Below are 17055 nucleotides of genomic sequence, written 5' to 3' on the forward strand. Positions count from 1 at the left end.
GGTATTATTTTACGGTGATAGTGCTGCCTTCTGTCAGATAAGCGCTGCCAGAGATGATCAGGGCGCCTGCGTCCTGCAGTCCTTTGCTGATGATCACTTTATCGGCTTCCATTCCCGCAATGGTAACAGCTATTTTGTGTGCGGTCTTGTTATCGTTGGTGACATATACATAGCCTGTACTACCATCACCTTCCAGTAACGCATCATAGGGAATGGCCCAGGGACCTTTACCATCAGCAGAAGCAGCAACTACGGGTTTGACAACGGCCTTACCAAACATGCCGAAGGCGATGGCGGAAGGTTTTTCTCCGGTTAACTTAATATCCGCAGTGAAAGAGCCGCTTTGTGGCTGCACACCTTCTGACTTACGGGAAACAACACCCTCGAAGGTCTTACCGGGAACAGCTTCCACTTCTACGTTCGCTTTATCCTGAAGATTAATAGCTGCCCATTCTTTATTGCTGACATTCACACGCAACATCCAGTTACCTGACTGGGCGCCATTGGTTTCCAACACGGGAGTGCCCGGCTGCACCAGTTGCCCTTCACTGGCAAGTTTGCGCAGTATATAACCACTTTCGGTCGCCTGGATCTGGGAGTGCGTACGGTTGAACTGTGCAGTCTTCACCTGTTCGCCAGCCATGTCAAGAGCTGTCTTTGCATTCTGTAACTGCTCGAGGGTAGCGACACTATCCTTATAAAGATTCTCCACACGTTTGTAATCACGTTGTGCTTTTTCAAAACCCAGCTGCGCCTGTTGTACCTGCGCATTGATCTCTATAGGGTTCAGTACTGCCAGCAGTTGTCCTTTTTTAACGGCATCGCCTTCTTTCACCAGGATACGTTGGATGATACCACCCGTTTTAAAAGACAACAGCACTTCATCATCAGTAGTAAACTGGCCTGATACTGAGATAGCCGGGTTGGAGTTCATCTGGCCATTCAGCGGAAGGAGCTTCACTGGTATCTCGCTGGATTGATTATTTTTATTTTCCGCTGCGCTGGGTGCTCCGCAGGAGATGACCAGGCAGGAAAAAGATGCCAGTAGTGAGAAAGAGAGAATAGATTTCATGTTGAATATTTTTAAGGAAGTAGATTAAAGTTTATAGGAAGCCTGTGTGCGTTCAATGTCGGCGATAGCGGTTTGTACGGCAGCAAAAGCTACGGACAACTGCAGTTTTGCATTGGTAAGCTGGGTCTGTGCATCCAGTAATTCGATGTACAGTAACTGTCCCGCTTTGTATACCTTGGATTGGTCTGTATAGTATTTTTCGGATAACTGTAACTGTTGTCTGGCGCTTTTGAAGTTGGCGACTGCTGTGCGGTAGTTGTTTTCAGCCACTTGTTGTTCCAGTTGAAATGAGATGCTGGTTTCGTTGTAAGCAGCCTGCAAATTGCTAACGTCAATGGCTGCCTGCTGTGCCTTGTATTTGCGCTGGCCGGCAGCGAAAATATCCCATTGCAGGTTCACTCCCCACATGTAGTAACGGGATTTATCATCAACATTCCAGTTGAAACCCTGTGAGCCAAGATCCAGGAAGGTGCTGACTTTCGGCACCAGGTAAGACTTTGACTGACGGTAGAATAGTGAAGCGATCTTTTGTTGCTGGGATAACTGAACTAGTTCATCTCTTGTATTGCCGGTAGGAGTGGGAGCTGGCAGTATTTCTTCCGGCATAAAGATGCTGCTGTCTATGGTAATGGAAGCGTTCAGATCACGGTTGAGCAGGAAGTTGAAATATGCCTGGGCATTCCGTTGTTTATTTTCTGCTTCCGTAATAGCGGCTGCGATCTTTTGCTGTTCTGCCTTTGCACGGGTAAGGGCAGTGCTGTTAGTGACACCGTTGGCGAGGAAGCTGGTGTTGACCCTTATATTCTCCTGTACCTGGAGTTGTGCGGTATTGTAGATCTCCACAGCTTTCCCCGCCTGATAATACTGGTAGTATGCAGTTTTAACGTCTTTTACCAGCTTGCGTTTATAAACGTTCACTGCAGCCTGCTGCAGTGAAATGCTTTCCTTCCTGATCTTGTTGGCGTACCATATCTCCGTATTTACCAAAGGGAGAGAAGTGCGCACGTGTACATCATAGAAGTTATCAGGGTTCAGTAAGAACGACTGATTCTGCACCTGTGGGAATTTCTCACTGTTGGTCAGCTGATTAAGTGTGCTGTAAACAGGGTTCAGCATGTCTCCGATGGGAAGATCGATCGTACGGCCGCCATCAGTTTTGGTATAGCTGCCTGCAAGGCCCACCTGAGGATAGAAAAGGCTTTTAGCTTCCTTCAGGGCATAGAGGGATTTATCCAACTGAAAGTTCTGCTGTTTCAGCCCCTGGTTCTGCGAAAAGGCGCTCTGGATATAGTCATCCAGGATCTTTCCCTGTCCATAGCCATACTGGCTGGCTATTCCGGACAAGGCGAGCAGTATTATGAACGTTTTTCTTTTCATGATCGTAGTTGAAATTATGAACAGTGTTTAGTAATAGAGGATAAAAAAAGACACATTAAGTGTCGCAATATCAGCTGTAGATCATACTGATACCTATTTTATGTTGACAAGGTCAAATAAGAGCCAGGTGTCTTCATTATCTGAGCCCCGGATAGTTGATGGCGTCAATTATCCAACGCCATCGCTTATTTTTTTATCAGCCGCAGATGTTCATTTACAGTAGCTGTAATCACATTACGCATCTGATCGTCAGGTATTTGAGCAACCTTAATGCGCTCTCTGATAAAAAGGGAGATCAGGCCATGCCCAAGTGACCAGATAGAGAGAGCGGCAATCTGCGCATTCTCATATCGCAGCTGGTCGATACACTTATTCATCGTATCGGTCAGGAAATTATAAGCTTCATCGCAATTCGGCCAGTCATTACCCTCGTCTACGGCATTCATAGGAGAGCGCAGGATGAACATCAGGTCGTACAGATCCCTATGTTCGAAACCGAAGTTTACGTAGGAGTGAAGTAGCTGTTCCAATCTTTCCAGGGGATCAGTAGCTGTTACGTCTCTAACGAAAGCATTATATAACTCCAGGAAGGCCTGGCCCTGTACTTCATATAAAAGTTCGTCCTTGTCCTTATAATAGAGATAAATAGTAGCAGGGCTATATTCTATCTTATCAGCTATGTTGCGTATTGAGGTCCTGTCAAACCCCTCTTTAATAAACATTTCCATCGCGGCGTCGATGATCAGTTTCCTCATTTCCTGCTTTTCCCGTTCCTTTCTGTCTGTGATGCCCATATAAATAACTTTACAGTACAAATTTAATAAACAGTGTTCAGAAAATAAAATATTTCTTTTAGCTTTACGTCATTAATATTAAAAAAACTACCCTATTATGACCAACAACACACTATCAAACGTTACAGGATCAGGAGTTTACACAATTTTGGGAGCAGGAGGGAGTATAGCGCGGGAGCTGACAAGCGTTTTACTGGAGGAGGGCAAACAGGTGAGATTGGTAAGCAGGCAGGCGAAGCCGGTAAATGGGGTATCGGATATTATGGCGGCAGACATTACAGATCCTTTGCAGACGCGCAGGGCTGTCAGCGGTTCATCTGTCGTGTTTTTATGTGTGGGACTGGTCTATGACCACAAGGTATGGCAGGACAAGTGGCCGAAGATCATTCAGAATGTGATTGAGGCTTGCAGCGAAGCGGGTATTCCTTTCATCTTTTTTGACAATGTCTATATGTATGGGCTGGTGAATGGCGCTATGACCGAGGATACGCCGTACAATCCGCGGAGTAAGAAAGGAGAGATCAGAGCGATGATTGCAGATAAGATCACGCAAAATGTGAAACGGGGTAATCTTACAGCGACCATCGCACGGTCGGCCGACTTTTATGGCCCTGCGGCAGACAGTACCAGCGTTCTCAATATCATGGTGATCAATAAACTGGCGCAGGGACAAGCGGCCAACTGGATGGGCAATGACCAGGTAACCCATAGCTATACATTTATACCTGATGCAGGAAAGGCGCTTTATCTGCTGGCAGCCGATCCGTCTTCCTTTAACCAGGTATGGCATCTGCCCACGACTAATCCTGCGCCTAACGGAAAAGAATATGTGGACATGGTGGCGGCAGCTTTAAATGTGAAACCCCGTTATTCAAAGCTGAATGGTTTTATGATTCGTCTGGCAGGTCTCTTTAATAAAACTATCGGCGAGTTGCATGAGATGATGTACCAGACTACACATCCGTATATTTTTGACAGCTCGAAATTTGAAAAGCATTTCAATTTTAAACCCACTTCTTATGAAGATGGTATTGCCCTAACGGTGAAAAGTATTGCAGACAGCAAAAAATAAATTTGGCGATTTAATTTGTTCTCATATACCTTTGCACCAGTTCTTTAAGTTTCTTATCAAGAAAGGCAGAGGGAAATGGCCCTGCGAAGCCTTAGCAACCACCTGGTTCCACCAAACCGGAAAGGTGCTACATCCAGCCCGCTCACAGCGGGAAAGATAAGTCAGTAGGTTTGATCTATTTTACTAGAAATATATAAACTCACCTGGCTACCAGGTGAGTTTTTTGCTTTTAAGCAATTCCTGCCGCTATCTGCATCTCTTTTGATAAGTTCCTCATAAGGACATGTTTAATCAACAATTTTCATCAAACTCAAAAACACAAAAGAGATGAGCACAATCACACAACTGATCCATTCTATTCCCGTAGATCCACAAACAGGCGCTATTGCTGTACCTATTTACCAGACCTCTACTTTCGTACAGGAGGCGCCCGGCGTAAATAAAGGGTATGACTATGCAAGGACCAATAATCCCACCCGTGAAACGCTGGAAAAGATAGCTGCACAGCTGGAAGGCGGCGCTACCGGTATTGCTTTTTCCAGCGGACTGGCAGCTATTGACGCCATTGTGAAACTGTTGCAATCCGGTGATGAGATTGTTGCTGTGGATGATATCTACGGAGGGGCTTTCCGGTTATTCAACAAAGTGTATAATAAATTTGGCATCAAGGTCACTTATGTGGATACTTCTGATGTGCAGGCTATCTTCAATGCCATTACTCCGGCCACTAAACTGATATGGCTGGAAACACCCACCAACCCTACGTTAAAGATATCTGACATTGCTGCCATTGCGAAGATTGCAGCCGCCAGTAAATGCCTTTTCTGTGTGGACAATACTTTCGCATCTCCTGTATTACAACAGCCCCTGGCGCTTGGCGCTGATATAGTAGTGCATAGTGCTACCAAATACCTGGGAGGACATAGCGACCTTATTGCCGGTCTGGTAGTGACCAGAACGCCTGAACTGGGTGCAGAGATCAAATTCTACCAGAACGCCTGTGGCGCCATTCTCTCACCGTTTGATAGTTTTCTGTTAATCCGTGGTATAGAGACGTTACACCTGCGTGTACGGCAACACTGCGCCAATGCCCAGGCTATTGCGGAATACCTGGAGCAGCATCCGCTGGTGGATAAAGTATATTATCCCGGTCTGGCAAGCCATCCCGGTCATGACATTGCGAAACAGCAGTCGAAAGGTTTTGGTGGGATTGTTTCGTTTACCTTCAAAGATGATACGGAAGCAACAGCACAGGCTTTTGTGACTGGTACCCAATATTTTAAGCTGGCGGAAAGCCTGGGAGGTGTTAAAAGTTTGTTATGCCATCCGGCCAGCATGACCCATAAATCCATCCCTGATGAAAAGCGGAGAGCCGCCGGGGTGGCCGATAGTCTGGTCCGTTTGTCGGTAGGACTGGAGGAGCCGGAAGACCTCCTTTCGGATCTTGATCTTGCCTTTTATAAAATTCAGCAGGCGGCCGGGTCCGTTTTAAGTTTATAGTTTCGTAGTTTGCAGTTTCTGGATTGATAAACTGCAAATTGCGTAACTATGCTAAAACGTACATTTTTCAGTGTTTGCCTCTCCGCTATATGTTACTACACTTATGCCCAGGACAACACTTCTTTTATACTCAAGGATATTACCCTGATTGATGGGAGCGGGGCTGAAGCCCGTTCCCATGTCAGTCTGGTTGTTACTGAAGACACCATTGCCGCTATACTACCGGCAGGTACAAACTACCCCGTTAAAGGCGCCGCTGAAATAGATGGTCAGGGGATGACCGTGATGCCACTACTGGTGAACGGTCATGCGCATGTTGGATTATTAAAGGGCACGACTATTGCAGCTGCCAACTATACTCCGGAAAATGTTAACCACCATTTGATGCAATACCTGGAATATGGTGTGGGAACAATATTGAGTCTGGGAACCGACCAGCCAGCCGCTTTCATTTTTCGGGACGCATCACGGATGGACATGCTTCCCGGCGCCTCTTTTTACACTGCCGGTTATGGTTTTGGTGCTCCTAAAGGAGTACCTCCCCTTGCATTTGGTCCAAGCATTCTGCGCCCCATAAGCGCGGATCAGGCCTTACAGGATATGCGCCGCCTGGCTGTATTGAAACCTGACTTTGTCAAGATATGGGTAGATGGAGAGCCAAGTCTTCTTCCTGAGATCTACCATGCCATCATTACAGAAGCACATGCGCATAACATTAAGGTAGCCGCACATGTATATTACCTCGAAGATGCCCGCAAGCTGGTAGATGCAGGCGTCGATGTACTGGCGCACAGTATCAGGGACCAGGAGGTGGATGATTCCCTGATCATTGCGATGAAACAGAAGAATGTCTATTATATCCCCACTCTTTGCATTGAAGAATTCGGTTTTGCTTATGCCACCCTGCCGGGATGGTTTGCTGATCCTTTCTTTGTCCGTTCGCTGGAACCCGGCGTATGGGATATGCTGAAGAGCGAAGAATATCAAAAACAACAAAACAGTGAACGGGAGCGTAAGATGAAATCGCTCCAGATCGCTTCCCGGAACCTGCATAAAATGGATAGTGCAGGCATAAAAATTGTCATGGGTACCGACTCCGGCGCACAGCCTGTGAGAGCCTTGGGCTTTTCCGAACACATGGAACTGCAGCTGATGACAGAGGCGGGAGTTCCTCCTTTAAAAGTGATCAGGTATGCTACCTATAACGGAGCTGCCATGCTGGGAATAGAAGGGCAGACCGGCAGCCTGCTGCCCGGTAAAAAGGCTGACTTTATGGTACTGGATGCCAATCCCTTGCAGGATATCAGAGCTACACGTAGTATTAAAGCTATTTATAAGAACGGGAAACAGATACAATAATCAAAACTAAGGCGCTGCCAACGCGCCGGGGAAAAAATATGAGATCAGCAGTCAACATGAGCTTATGCCTGTTATTGTGCCTGGTAACATTGACCGCACAATCGCAGCGTAGAAAATCAACAAAAGGTAAATCCAAAGCAAGGACAACAAAGACAGCGAAGATTGTCACTCCTTCCTACACTGCTTCACAGCAGGTGCAGATGAGGAAATCATTCTACCTGTTATATCTGTTGGAAAGGACAGGTCCTGCGCATGATGCTATTGTAAAAGATGCCGTGTTTAACCAGATCGCGAAAGACAGGCAGGCACGTTTAACAGCCGCCTACAGCCAATGCGCAGACGCAGCCTGTATTGGCAAAGCGCTGGAATGGACGGCAGCCGAGATACAGGAAGTGGGTGAGGAGTTCAAAAGGCTGGCAGTCACCAATCCCGATATTACGGAAACTGTGCAGCGTCTCAAGGTTGTAGATCGTTATCCGTTATATGCAGAGAACCCCGACACAACCTTTATCCGTAAGGCCTGGCAGGATGTAGCCGCAGGCATCAATCATGTGTGCAGGGTATATCTCCAGGGGCTTCCTCCCCGTTATCCGAGGATCGATTCTATTTCTTTCCGGCCCTCAGATCCTGGATTTGTGAAGCAGGTGAAAACGGCGGTACAGCAGATCATGCCTATCGGTACAGGCAATACGTTCTATAAACAATCTTTACTGGGATCGCTAAAGGCGCTGGAAATTAATGGCAGGGATGAAGCCACCCGTTATGAACCCTTATATAAGGCTCAGAATGCAGCGCCCTTTGCAAAGTTGAAGAGGACCAACTGGAATGCCTATCGCTTCAGTACCATCATGGTTCCTGGAAGCGGTCCGGGAAAGGCAGGACAGACGATGGACAGTATGGGAATATTCCGTTGTAAACTGGCGGCAGAACAGTACCGTGATAATGTAGCGCCTTTTATCATTGTGTCCGGCGGGCATGTACATCCTTATAAAACGCCTTTCTGTGAAGCGATAGAGATGAAGAAGTATATGGTCGACAAATTAGGTATCCCTGATAGTGTTGTGATCATAGAACCGCATGCAAGACACACGACGACCAACATCAGGAATGCCGTAAGACTGGTATACCTGTTCAATATACCAGCGTCAAAACCGATGTTGATCGTATCAGATTCATTCCAGTCGCTCGCTATTGAAAAGATGGCGGCGCGCTTTATAAATGAGATAGGTTATCTGCCTTATACAGGTCTGGAAAGAAAAGCTCCTACGGAGAATATTATATTGCCGGATCTGAAAGCCTGGCAGCAGGATCCTGAAGATCCTCTCGATCCTTAAGCCAACGGCGCCCTTTCATTACCCTGGTCACCATCATGGCGGCTACTGTATCGCCGGTAGCATTCAGGATGGTAGCCAGGGGATCCACGAGGGTACCGATCACCATCACAGCCGGAAGGGCTTCTATCGGAAAGCCGTATACGGACATTACCAACAATTCCCCGATATAACCACCATTAGGAATTCCCCCCTCTACAATACTCACAATTACCGTTACCCCCAATGCAAGCAATACAGTATCCACGCCTGTCAGCGGACGGTGGAACATGGCAAATACGACGCCTATTTTTACGATAGAAGAGATGCTGGAGCCATCTTTATGCAGCGTGCCGCCCAATGGTACAACCACATTCCCGATATGTTCTGGAATGCCCATACGCTGTGCGGCCACCAGGTTGGCTGGTATGGTAGCAATACTGCTACAGGAACCGAGTGCAGTAAAGGTAGGAACGAGGTTATTCTTCCAGTAAATTTTCACCCCGGCCATTCCTCCTGCCAGAAAAGCATAGACGCTGAATATTACTATGAAATAAAATAGTCCGAAGCCATAGTAAACCGCCATTGAACTGGCATAGGTGCCAAAGAGCTCAGGCCCCAGCGTACCTACCTGGTAGGCGAAATATGCGCCCAGACCAACAGGTCCGAGGAGCATAATAATATTCAGCAGTTGCTTCATCACTTCGTTGCCTGAATCCAGGAAGCGGCGGAAAGCCTTGCCTGATTCTCCTGCCTTTAGGGCTGCAAATCCAACGAGAGCAGAGAAGATGATGAAGGGTAACATATTTTTCCGGGATAGCAACTCATAAAATTCTCCTACTGTCAGTAAGCGGGTAAGTTGTTCTCCTGGTCCGGCGGTCTTCATTTCCTCCATAACTGCGGGGCCGGTGGTTACTGCCTGTAAGGGAAAGAACCAGATAGCAACAATGGTAAGAAATGCCGATATCAGGACGGTGCCAACGAACACCAATCCCATAACAGAGATCACTTTGCCCAGCTTCTGACTGGGGTCAACATTGGCAATAGCTGAAGCAATGGCAAAGAATACCAGCGGTATAACAGCTGTAAAAAGAAGGTTAAGGAATATATCGCCTATCGGTTTGATCACTTCCACCCGTTTTCCGAAGATCAGCCCCAGAATGCTGCCGGCAATAATTCCGCCAAGCAGCAGTAGCAGGCTGCTATAATTTTTGAGTATGGTCCGCATGGCTCAAATATATCGAAAAGTCCACTTTATCAGATGATTTGTCCATTTCCTGCGCATAGGCGTTGAGTATCTTTGTGTACGATGAACAGGAAGGATTTTCTGGCCGCAATGGCCGTTTTGCCTGTAGGAGGATTATATATGCAATTACAAGAACTGGGGAAGATTACCCGTGATTATCAGCGTACTACATTAATGCCGGCTATGTTCATTGGTCATGGTAATCCGATGAACGCGCTTTACGACAATGCTTTCACCCGCCGGTTGAAAGAGATGGGGGAATCAGTGAAACAATTACCTAACGCTATATTGGTAGTATCTGCCCACTGACTGACGAGAGGCACGCATGTGCTGACCTCCGCCAGGCCGGCTACAATACATGATTTCGGAGGGTTTCCGCAGGCGCTGCATGATGTGCAGTACCCGGCCCCGGGAGCGCCGGAATTGGCTCGTGAAACGGCAAAGCTGATCAAAAGTACCCAGGTGGTGGAAGATGATCAGTGGGGACTGGACCACGGCACGTGGACTGTCCTGAAACATATGTACCCGGAAGCCAATATACCGGTGTTCCAGCTGAGCGTTGACTATTATAAGCCACCTGCTTATCATTATCAGCTGGCGCAGGAGCTGAAGGAACTCCGTAAAAGAGGAGTACTTATTGTAGGTAGTGGCAATATTGTTCATAACCTGAGAAGGATCAGTTTTGCAGACAATGCAGCTCCCTTTGACTGGGCACAGGAGTTTGACGCTACTGTAAAGAACAAGGTGGAACAGCAGGCATTTGAAGACCTGCTGCACTATGAGAGATTGGGGGAAGCAGCGAAACTTTCCATCCCTACTCCGGACCACTATTTTCCTTTCATTTACGGACTTGGTCTGGCCGAACCGGATGAAGATATCAGGTTCACTTATGAAGAGATCCAGAATGGCAGCATCAGCATGCGGTGTTTCCAGGTAGGGGAGTAAACAATACGATTGAAACATATAAAGGTCCATGGACAGCGCTATAAAAGTGGCGCTTGTCCATGGACCTTTCTTTATGTCCGGAAGGAGGGAAATATTTAATTGTAATTTTGACATTTATCACTAAATTGCATCAGGTAGCAATTACGTTTACCGAAAATTTCCTGTCTGGATGTTCCACTGTTTATGCTATTTATCCGGCGGGTGACGAGTCTTCTTACAGCTCATTAATCTATTGTGGTTGCTTTCATAGCTGCCGGGTCTGTTTCCAGTTGATGGGGTGTGCATGTTGATATGGAGGAGACACCGGTTTACTATATAAATGTTTCTGCGAACTGCATGCAAATCCAGTAATTTTTGCCGCATGCGGTCGATTCAATAACGTGAACTAGATCGCGAAGGTCGAACTCATTCGACCTTCTTTTTTTTTCTTTATTGGTATCTATCCCGGGGGCATTGCCCCTTTCGGAACCCGGGGTTGAAACCTTACGCTACTCGTCCCCCGGGGTTGCACCCCGGGCTACAAACACTGAGGCTCCTAACGGAGCCTATTGTTGCGAATGATCCAATTATGTAGCAATTCAGAACCGGATCTTCTGTGGTTCAAAAATGCTCCGGTTTCGCTCAGGATTCGCCCGGATTCCATAGCTATAGCTGCTGTAGTCCTGCTTTAGCAGAGCTTTTGTATAGCCTTGGCTATAGAACAGTGCCTATAAAGCTATAGTAGAGTGCCTGTAGGCTATAGGATCAACCGAATCTCAAGGCCAACTTAAGCAAATAAGGATAGAATTGGGACTACTATGCCGCTATTTAATTTATTAGCTTTGACCCTGCAAAATTGTAAAAGAGACTTATGAAAAAGGCATTTATATTTGACATGAACGGCACTATGATCGACGACATGGCGTATCATCTGGAGGGCTGGTATAACACATTGACAGAGCTGGGAGCAGGTTTGAGCCGGGAGGCGGTAAAGAAGGAAATGTACGGTAAGAACCAGGAGCTGCTGATCCGTGTTTTTGGAAAGGACCGTTTTACAGTGGCAGAGATGGATGAGCTGTCCCTGGAGAAGGAGAAACGTTACCAGAAGGCTTATTTGCCTCATCTGCAGCTGATACCGGGCCTTCAGGCATTCCTGGAAGCCGCTGAAAAGGAGGGGATCCCAATGGGGATAGGTACGGCGGCTATTCCTTTTAACGTTGATTTTGCACTGGACAATCTGCATATACGCCATTATTTCAGGAGTATTATTACTGCGAATGATGTCAGCACGAGCAAACCTCATCCGGAAGTATTCCTGAAAGCAGCGGAGGAACTGGGTGTTGATCCCGCTTCCTGCATTGTGTTCGAAGATGCGCCAAAAGGTGTGGAAGCCGCTGCTAATGCGGGTATGAAGGCGGTGGTGCTTACCACTATGCACACCCGTGAGGAGTTCGGTGACTACAATAATATCATCACTTTTGTACCTGATTACAGGTCTTTAACTCCTGGTCAGTTACACTGATAAAAAATAATTGTAAAATTGACATTTAAAGTTCTATCTTGTGTACAAATAAACAGTCTGTGGCTCAAAAAACTGGCAATGTCAACGGGGAGTTTTATATTAGCGGAATTAAACTCCAGGATAGTATGACACGTTATTCCCGGCAAACCCGGATGCTGGTAGCTGTAGACTGTATTATTTTCGGTTTTGACGGACAGGATCTTAAGCTCTTGCTGATCAAACGCGGTTTCGAGCCGGAAAAGGGAAAATGGAGCCTGATGGGGGGCTTTGTACAGACAGATGAAGATCTCGAACAGGCAGCGGCCCGCACGCTGACCAAGCTCACAGGGCTGGAAGGCGTCTATATGGAGCAGCTGGCAGCTTTCGGCAGCCCGGACAGGGACCCGATGGAACGTACGCTTTCTGTGTCCTATTTCGCATTGATCGATATCAACCAGTACAAGCAACAGATCACGGATGAGTACAAAGCTGAGTGGTTTCCGCTCAGGGATGCTCCCAAACTGATCTTCGACCATGCAAAAATGGTTGAAGAGGCTCAGGCAAGGCTTCGTTATAAAGCGGCCATTCACCCGCTGTTATTTGAACTGTTGCCTACCAGGTTCACCATCCCACAACTGCAGATACTGTTCGAAGCAGTATATGATGCAGGCTTTGACAAGCGTAACTTCAGCAGGAAGGTATTATCTACCGGCTTACTTGTCAAACAGAAGGAAAAAGAGAGGGCTACTTCCAAAAGGGGAGCATTCTATTATAAGCTGGATAAAAGAAAATACAGCGCCAAATTCCACGCCTTCCTCAATTTTGTTTCCGATCCCGGAAATCTGAAATAAGGCAAACTGATATGATTTCACTGTAATACGTGACGCTCATATCAGTGTTTTTTTACCTTATTTAATAATTGTCTGTTTGACAATAAAGTAGACTGGAACAATTACTCATTTTAAAATACGTTGTTGTCTTTCGCTGCCAACAGGCAGGAAGACCGTTCAAGGATGTACGTTATGGAAAATTCATTTGTAATAGGTGTCGACTTCGGCACCGATTCAGTACGGTCTCTCGTAGTGAATACCCGGACAGGAGAGGAAGTAGGTAGTGCCGTGCACTATTATCCCCGCTGGCAGAAAGGTTTGTATTGTGACCCTGCCGTGCAGCAATACCGTCAGCACCCATTAGATTACCTGGAAGGACTGGAGCAAAGCATCCTCGGGGCATTGAAACAATGTCCTGCAGGTACGGCTGCTCTCGTGAAAGGTATTGCCGTTGATACAACGGGTTCTACTCCCGGCCCGGTAGATGAAACAGGCACACCGCTGGCCCTGTTACCTGGTTTTGAGGATAATCCTAACGCCATGTTCGTTCTCTGGAAAGATCATACTGCCAATAAGGAGGCTGCATTGATCAATGACACTGCACATAGCAATGGCACCGACTATACAAAATATTGCGGGGGTATCTACAGCAGTGAATGGTACTGGGCCAAGATCCTGCATGTAATTACAGAAGATGCTGTTGTGAGAGAGAAAGCGGCTTCCTGGGTAGAGCATTGCGACTGGATCCCGGCACTGCTGACAGGCAACAAGGGTCTCGGCACTTTATTACGCAGCCGTTGTGCGGCAGGACATAAAGCGATGTGGCATGCTTCATGGGGAGGTTTACCTCCGAAGGATTTCCTGGAGAAATTACACCCTTACCTGGGCAAATATGATCAGACATATACCGATACTGTAGACGCGACCGTTCCGGCTGGCACCATCAGTGAGGAATGGGCTACCCGCCTGGGACTTTCCAAAGATGTGGTAATAGGCACAGGCGCCTTCGATGCGCATATGGGCGCTGTAGGTGGCGGTATCCAGTCTTATTCTCTCTGTAAGGTGATCGGAACCAGCACCTGCGACATCCTGGTGGCACCCATGGAAGAAGCAGGGCATCTGTTTGTAAAAGGCATCTGCGGACAGGTAGATGGCTCTGTAATACCTGGCATGCTGGGACTGGAAGCAGGACAATCCGCCTATGGCGATGTATTCGCCTGGTTGCGCCGTCTCATTATGGGGCCATTGTATGCGCTCCTGCCTGAGGATAAGGATAAACTCGCTGCAGTGGAAGATAAACTGCTGGGCTACCTGTCACAACAGGCGCAGCAGCTGCCGCTAAAGGATAATGATCCCCTGGCTTTAGACTGGTTTAACGGCCGTCGTACGCCTGATGCCAATCATACTGTAAAAAGCACTATTACCGGTTTACACCTGGGTATAGATGCCGTACAGATGTTCAAAGCACTGGTAGAAGCTACCGCTTTTGGCGCGCAAAGCATAGCTGAGCGTTTCGCGAAAGAAGGCGTGCCTATTAAAGAGGTAATTGCATTGGGCGGCGTGGCCAAGAAGTCTTCTTACGCCATGCAGGTACTGGCAGATGTTATGAACAGGCCTATCAGGATCGTAAACAGTGAGAATGCATGTGCACTCGGCGCTGCCATGTTTGCAGCTACAGCGGCAGGCATCTATAGCGATATTGACAGTGCGCAGAAAGCGATGACCTCTGGATTTGAAACTGTCTGGCAGCCTCGCCAGGAGAATGTTCCATACTATGCAGCCCGTTACCGTCAATTCCAGGAACTGGGCGCATTCACCGAAAAATTGTACGTATGAGCAACCGTTATAAGGGCATAAAAGAACAGGCTTACGAAGCCAATATGCAATTGCCCGCCTTAGGACTGGTATTGTTCACTTTTGGAAATGTGAGCGTGGTAGACCGCAACCTGGGCGTCTTTGCCATTAAACCCAGCGGCGTGCCTTATAAGCTATTGTCGCCCGATAGCATGGTAATTGTTGATTTCGACGCAAAGACCGTTGAAGGAACAGGGCGTCCGTCTTCAGATACCAAAACCCATGCGGTGTTGTATAAACACTGGGAGGATATCGGAGGCATTGTACATACGCACTCTACATATGCTACCGCCTGGGCACAGGCACAGCGGGATATTCCTATCTATGGCACTACACATGCCGATCACCTGACGGCAGATGTTCCCTGCGCAGCACCGATGAGTGATGAGATGATTAAGGGCAACTACGAACATGAAACTGGCTTCCAGATCATGCAATGCCTGCAGGAAAGGCAATTGTCGTATAAGGATGTGGAGATGATACTCGTAGGCAATCACGCGCCATTTACATGGGGAAAGACAGCCGACAAAGCAGTGTACAACGCGGCGGTGCTGGAAGAAGTAGCGAGGATGGCATACCTGACAGAGAGCATCCGTCCGGAGTGTCCTAAACTGAAAGAATCCCTGATCAGAAAACATTTTGAACGCAAACACGGGCCCGATGCCTATTATGGTCAATAGTGCAGGTCACATCTAAAATTCCAACAGCATGATACAGTTGAAGCAATTTGAAGCCTGGTTCATCACCGGCAGCCAACATCTTTATGGAGAAGAAACTTTAAAGCAGGTAGCGGCGCACGCAGAAAAGATTGCACAGTCGCTCAGTGCAGACGCCAACATACCGGTACGCATTGTATTTAAACCGGTCGTAAAAACGCCGGATGAAATATACCGCATTTGCCAGGAAGCTAACACAGCTCCTGATTGTATAGGGGTGATCGCCTGGATGCATACCTTCTCTCCGGCCAAAATGTGGATCGGGGGATTAAAGATCCTGCAACGCCCGTTATTACACCTGCATACACAGTTTAACAGGGACATCCCTTGGGGAGATATCGATATGGACTTTATGAACCTGAATCAGTCTGCCCATGGCGACCGCGAGTTTGGTTTCATGATGTCGAGAATGAGAATGGACCGGAAAGTAGTAGCTGGCCACTGGCAGGATCCGGAAGTAACAGCAGAAATAGGTACATGGCTGCGTGCAGCTGCCGGTTGGTTTGACTGGCAGGGCGCCCGTTTTGCCCGTATTGGAGACAATATGCGTCAGGTGGCTGTAACTGAGGGCGACAAAGTGGAAGCAGAGCTGCAGTTTGGGTATTCAGTGAATGGCTATGGTGTAGGAGACCTGGTAAAATATATCAAAGGGATCAGCGATGCTGCTATTGGCACACTGGTACAGGAATATGAGCAGAGTTATGTACTTGCGGCTCCTTTGCTGAAAGGTGGCGCACAACACTCATCTCTGCGGGAAGCTGCACGTATAGAGTTAGGCTTGCGTGCTTTCCTGGAAGAAGGTAAATTCAAAGGTTTTACAGATACTTTCGAGGATCTGCATGGCATGGAGCAGTTGCCGGGTATTGCAGTACAGCGTCTGATGGCTGACGGATATGGTTTCGGCGGTGAAGGTGACTGGAAAACGGCTGCACTGGTGAGAGCGATGAAAGTAATGGGTAGCGGACTGCCAGGGGGTAACTCTTTCATGGAAGATTATACCTATCATTTTGATCCGGATAATCGCCTGGTACTGGGGGCGCACATGCTGGAGATCTGTTCATCTATCGCGAACGGCAAACCATCCTGTGAGATCCATCCGCTGGGTATAGGTGGTAAGGCTGATCCTGTAAGATTGGTATTCAATGTTGCGGGAGGTCCGGCTATTAATGCGTCTGTAATTGATATGGGCAATCGTTTCAGATTGCTGGTGAATGAAGTGGATGCAGTAGAGCCGTTACATCAGCTGCCTAAACTGCCGGTAGCAAGGGTATTGTGGAAGCCATTGCCTGACATGCGCACAGGTTGTGCTGCCTGGATACAGGCCGGAGGGGCGCACCACACCGGTTATAGTCAGAACCTGACTGCTGCGCATATGCAGGACTTTGCAGACATGGCGGGTATTGAGTATGTGCGTATTGGTAAGGATACAGACCTGTATCAGTTCAGAAATGAGCTGCGCTGGAATGATGCATTTTACCTGATGAAAGGATTTAAATAAGA

The 17055-nt window shown here is 47.5% G+C and carries 15 protein-coding genes and 1 riboswitch; of the genes, 11 read left to right on the forward strand and 4 right to left on the reverse strand.

The window, feature by feature from the left end; translation table 11 throughout:
• Positions 1-4 precede the first annotated feature (4 nt).
• The 3 genes from F3I09_RS15095 to F3I09_RS15105 form a co-directional block, all read right to left on the reverse strand.
• Positions 5-1072, reverse strand: coding sequence for an efflux RND transporter periplasmic adaptor subunit (locus F3I09_RS15095; protein ID WP_149695868.1), 1068 nt, complete (start codon positions 1070-1072; stop codon positions 5-7).
• A gap of 24 nt (positions 1073-1096) precedes the next feature.
• Entirely contained in the window at positions 1097-2449 is a 1353-nt protein-coding gene (locus tag F3I09_RS15100) for a TolC family protein (RefSeq protein ID WP_149695869.1), read from the reverse strand.
• A gap of 185 nt (positions 2450-2634) precedes the next feature.
• The gene (locus F3I09_RS15105) at positions 2635-3243 is read right to left on the reverse strand and encodes a TetR/AcrR family transcriptional regulator (protein WP_149695870.1); all 609 of its coding nucleotides are present in this window, start codon (positions 3241-3243) and stop codon (positions 2635-2637) included.
• A gap of 97 nt (positions 3244-3340) precedes the next feature.
• Between F3I09_RS15105 and F3I09_RS15110 the strand changes: the two genes are divergently transcribed.
• The 4 genes from F3I09_RS15110 (at position 3341) to F3I09_RS15125 (ending at position 8508) form a co-directional block, all read left to right on the forward strand.
• Positions 3341-4315: an NAD-dependent epimerase/dehydratase family protein gene (locus F3I09_RS15110; RefSeq protein WP_149695871.1), complete on the forward strand. Its 975-nt coding sequence runs from the start codon at positions 3341-3343 to the stop codon at positions 4313-4315.
• A 50-nt stretch (positions 4316-4365) separates the two neighbouring features.
• Positions 4366-4478, forward strand: a riboswitch (SAM riboswitch).
• A 164-nt stretch (positions 4479-4642) separates the two neighbouring features.
• Positions 4643-5815, forward strand: a complete 1173-nt coding sequence (locus F3I09_RS15115; protein WP_149695872.1) for a PLP-dependent aspartate aminotransferase family protein — start codon at positions 4643-4645, stop codon at positions 5813-5815.
• Between the two features lie 48 nt (positions 5816-5863).
• On the forward strand, positions 5864-7174 hold the full coding sequence (locus F3I09_RS15120) for an amidohydrolase family protein (protein WP_149695873.1): 1311 nt from the start codon (positions 5864-5866) through the stop codon (positions 7172-7174).
• 38 nt (positions 7175-7212) lie between these two features.
• Positions 7213-8508, forward strand: coding sequence for a YdcF family protein (locus tag F3I09_RS15125; RefSeq protein ID WP_149695874.1), 1296 nt, complete (start codon positions 7213-7215; stop codon positions 8506-8508).
• Here the strand turns inward: F3I09_RS15125 and F3I09_RS15130 are convergent.
• The gene (locus tag F3I09_RS15130; protein ID WP_149695875.1) at positions 8450-9712 is read right to left on the reverse strand and encodes a dicarboxylate/amino acid:cation symporter; all 1263 of its coding nucleotides are present in this window, start codon (positions 9710-9712) and stop codon (positions 8450-8452) included. The two genes, F3I09_RS15125 and F3I09_RS15130, sit on opposite strands and share 59 nt — an antisense overlap.
• Before the next feature lie 81 nt (positions 9713-9793).
• Between F3I09_RS15130 and F3I09_RS34405 the strand changes: the two genes are divergently transcribed.
• The 7 genes from F3I09_RS34405 to araA all read left to right on the forward strand — a co-directional run bounded on the left by F3I09_RS34405 (position 9794) and on the right by araA (position 17053).
• Complete coding sequence (locus F3I09_RS34405; protein ID WP_223233250.1) at positions 9794-10039, forward strand: hypothetical protein; 246 nt, start codon at positions 9794-9796, stop codon at positions 10037-10039.
• Positions 10040-10675: a 4,5-DOPA dioxygenase extradiol gene (gene ygiD / locus F3I09_RS15135; RefSeq protein ID WP_255479709.1), complete on the forward strand. Its 636-nt coding sequence runs from the start codon at positions 10040-10042 to the stop codon at positions 10673-10675.
• A gap of 850 nt (positions 10676-11525) precedes the next feature.
• A complete protein-coding gene (locus F3I09_RS15140; RefSeq protein WP_149695876.1) occupies positions 11526-12176 on the forward strand; it encodes an HAD family phosphatase in 651 nt (216 codons plus the stop codon).
• Between the two features lie 125 nt (positions 12177-12301).
• Positions 12302-13006 carry an NUDIX domain-containing protein gene (locus F3I09_RS15145; protein WP_149695877.1) on the forward strand — a complete coding sequence of 235 codons (705 nt, stop codon included), beginning with the start codon at positions 12302-12304 and terminating at the stop codon, positions 13004-13006.
• A 171-nt stretch (positions 13007-13177) separates the two neighbouring features.
• Positions 13178-14821, forward strand: a complete 1644-nt coding sequence (locus tag F3I09_RS15150; protein ID WP_149695878.1) for a ribulokinase — start codon at positions 13178-13180, stop codon at positions 14819-14821.
• Positions 14818-15519 (forward strand): L-ribulose-5-phosphate 4-epimerase, encoded by a 702-nt coding sequence (locus tag F3I09_RS15155; protein WP_149695879.1) that lies wholly within the window; start codon positions 14818-14820, stop codon positions 15517-15519. Before F3I09_RS15150 ends, F3I09_RS15155 begins: the two co-directional genes overlap by 4 nt.
• Before the next feature lie 28 nt (positions 15520-15547).
• On the forward strand, positions 15548-17053 hold the full coding sequence (gene araA, locus F3I09_RS15160; protein WP_149695880.1) for an L-arabinose isomerase: 1506 nt from the start codon (positions 15548-15550) through the stop codon (positions 17051-17053).
• Positions 17054-17055 lie beyond the last annotated feature (2 nt).

Origin of the sequence: Chitinophaga sp. CF418, from assembly GCF_900142925.1 — a bacterium.
Classification (GTDB): domain Bacteria; phylum Bacteroidota; class Bacteroidia; order Chitinophagales; family Chitinophagaceae; genus Chitinophaga.

Coding starts and splice junctions, on each gene's coding strand:
- F3I09_RS15095 (WP_149695868.1), bottom strand. CDS start 1,072: ATGAAATCTATTCTCTCTTTCTCACTACTGGCATCTTTTTCCTGCCTG.
- F3I09_RS15100 (WP_149695869.1), bottom strand. CDS start 2,449: ATGAAAAGAAAAACGTTCATAATACTGCTCGCCTTGTCCGGAATAGCC.
- F3I09_RS15105 (WP_149695870.1), bottom strand. CDS start 3,243: ATGGGCATCACAGACAGAAAGGAACGGGAAAAGCAGGAAATGAGGAAA.
- F3I09_RS15110 (WP_149695871.1), top strand. CDS start 3,341: ATGACCAACAACACACTATCAAACGTTACAGGATCAGGAGTTTACACA.
- F3I09_RS15115 (WP_149695872.1), top strand. CDS start 4,643: ATGAGCACAATCACACAACTGATCCATTCTATTCCCGTAGATCCACAA.
- F3I09_RS15120 (WP_149695873.1), top strand. CDS start 5,864: ATGCTAAAACGTACATTTTTCAGTGTTTGCCTCTCCGCTATATGTTAC.
- F3I09_RS15125 (WP_149695874.1), top strand. CDS start 7,213: ATGAGATCAGCAGTCAACATGAGCTTATGCCTGTTATTGTGCCTGGTA.
- F3I09_RS15130 (WP_149695875.1), bottom strand. CDS start 9,712: ATGCGGACCATACTCAAAAATTATAGCAGCCTGCTACTGCTGCTTGGC.
- F3I09_RS34405 (WP_223233250.1), top strand. CDS start 9,794: ATGAACAGGAAGGATTTTCTGGCCGCAATGGCCGTTTTGCCTGTAGGA.
- F3I09_RS15140 (WP_149695876.1), top strand. CDS start 11,526: ATGAAAAAGGCATTTATATTTGACATGAACGGCACTATGATCGACGAC.
- F3I09_RS15145 (WP_149695877.1), top strand. CDS start 12,302: ATGACACGTTATTCCCGGCAAACCCGGATGCTGGTAGCTGTAGACTGT.
- F3I09_RS15150 (WP_149695878.1), top strand. CDS start 13,178: ATGGAAAATTCATTTGTAATAGGTGTCGACTTCGGCACCGATTCAGTA.
- F3I09_RS15155 (WP_149695879.1), top strand. CDS start 14,818: ATGAGCAACCGTTATAAGGGCATAAAAGAACAGGCTTACGAAGCCAAT.
- araA (WP_149695880.1), top strand. CDS start 15,548: ATGATACAGTTGAAGCAATTTGAAGCCTGGTTCATCACCGGCAGCCAA.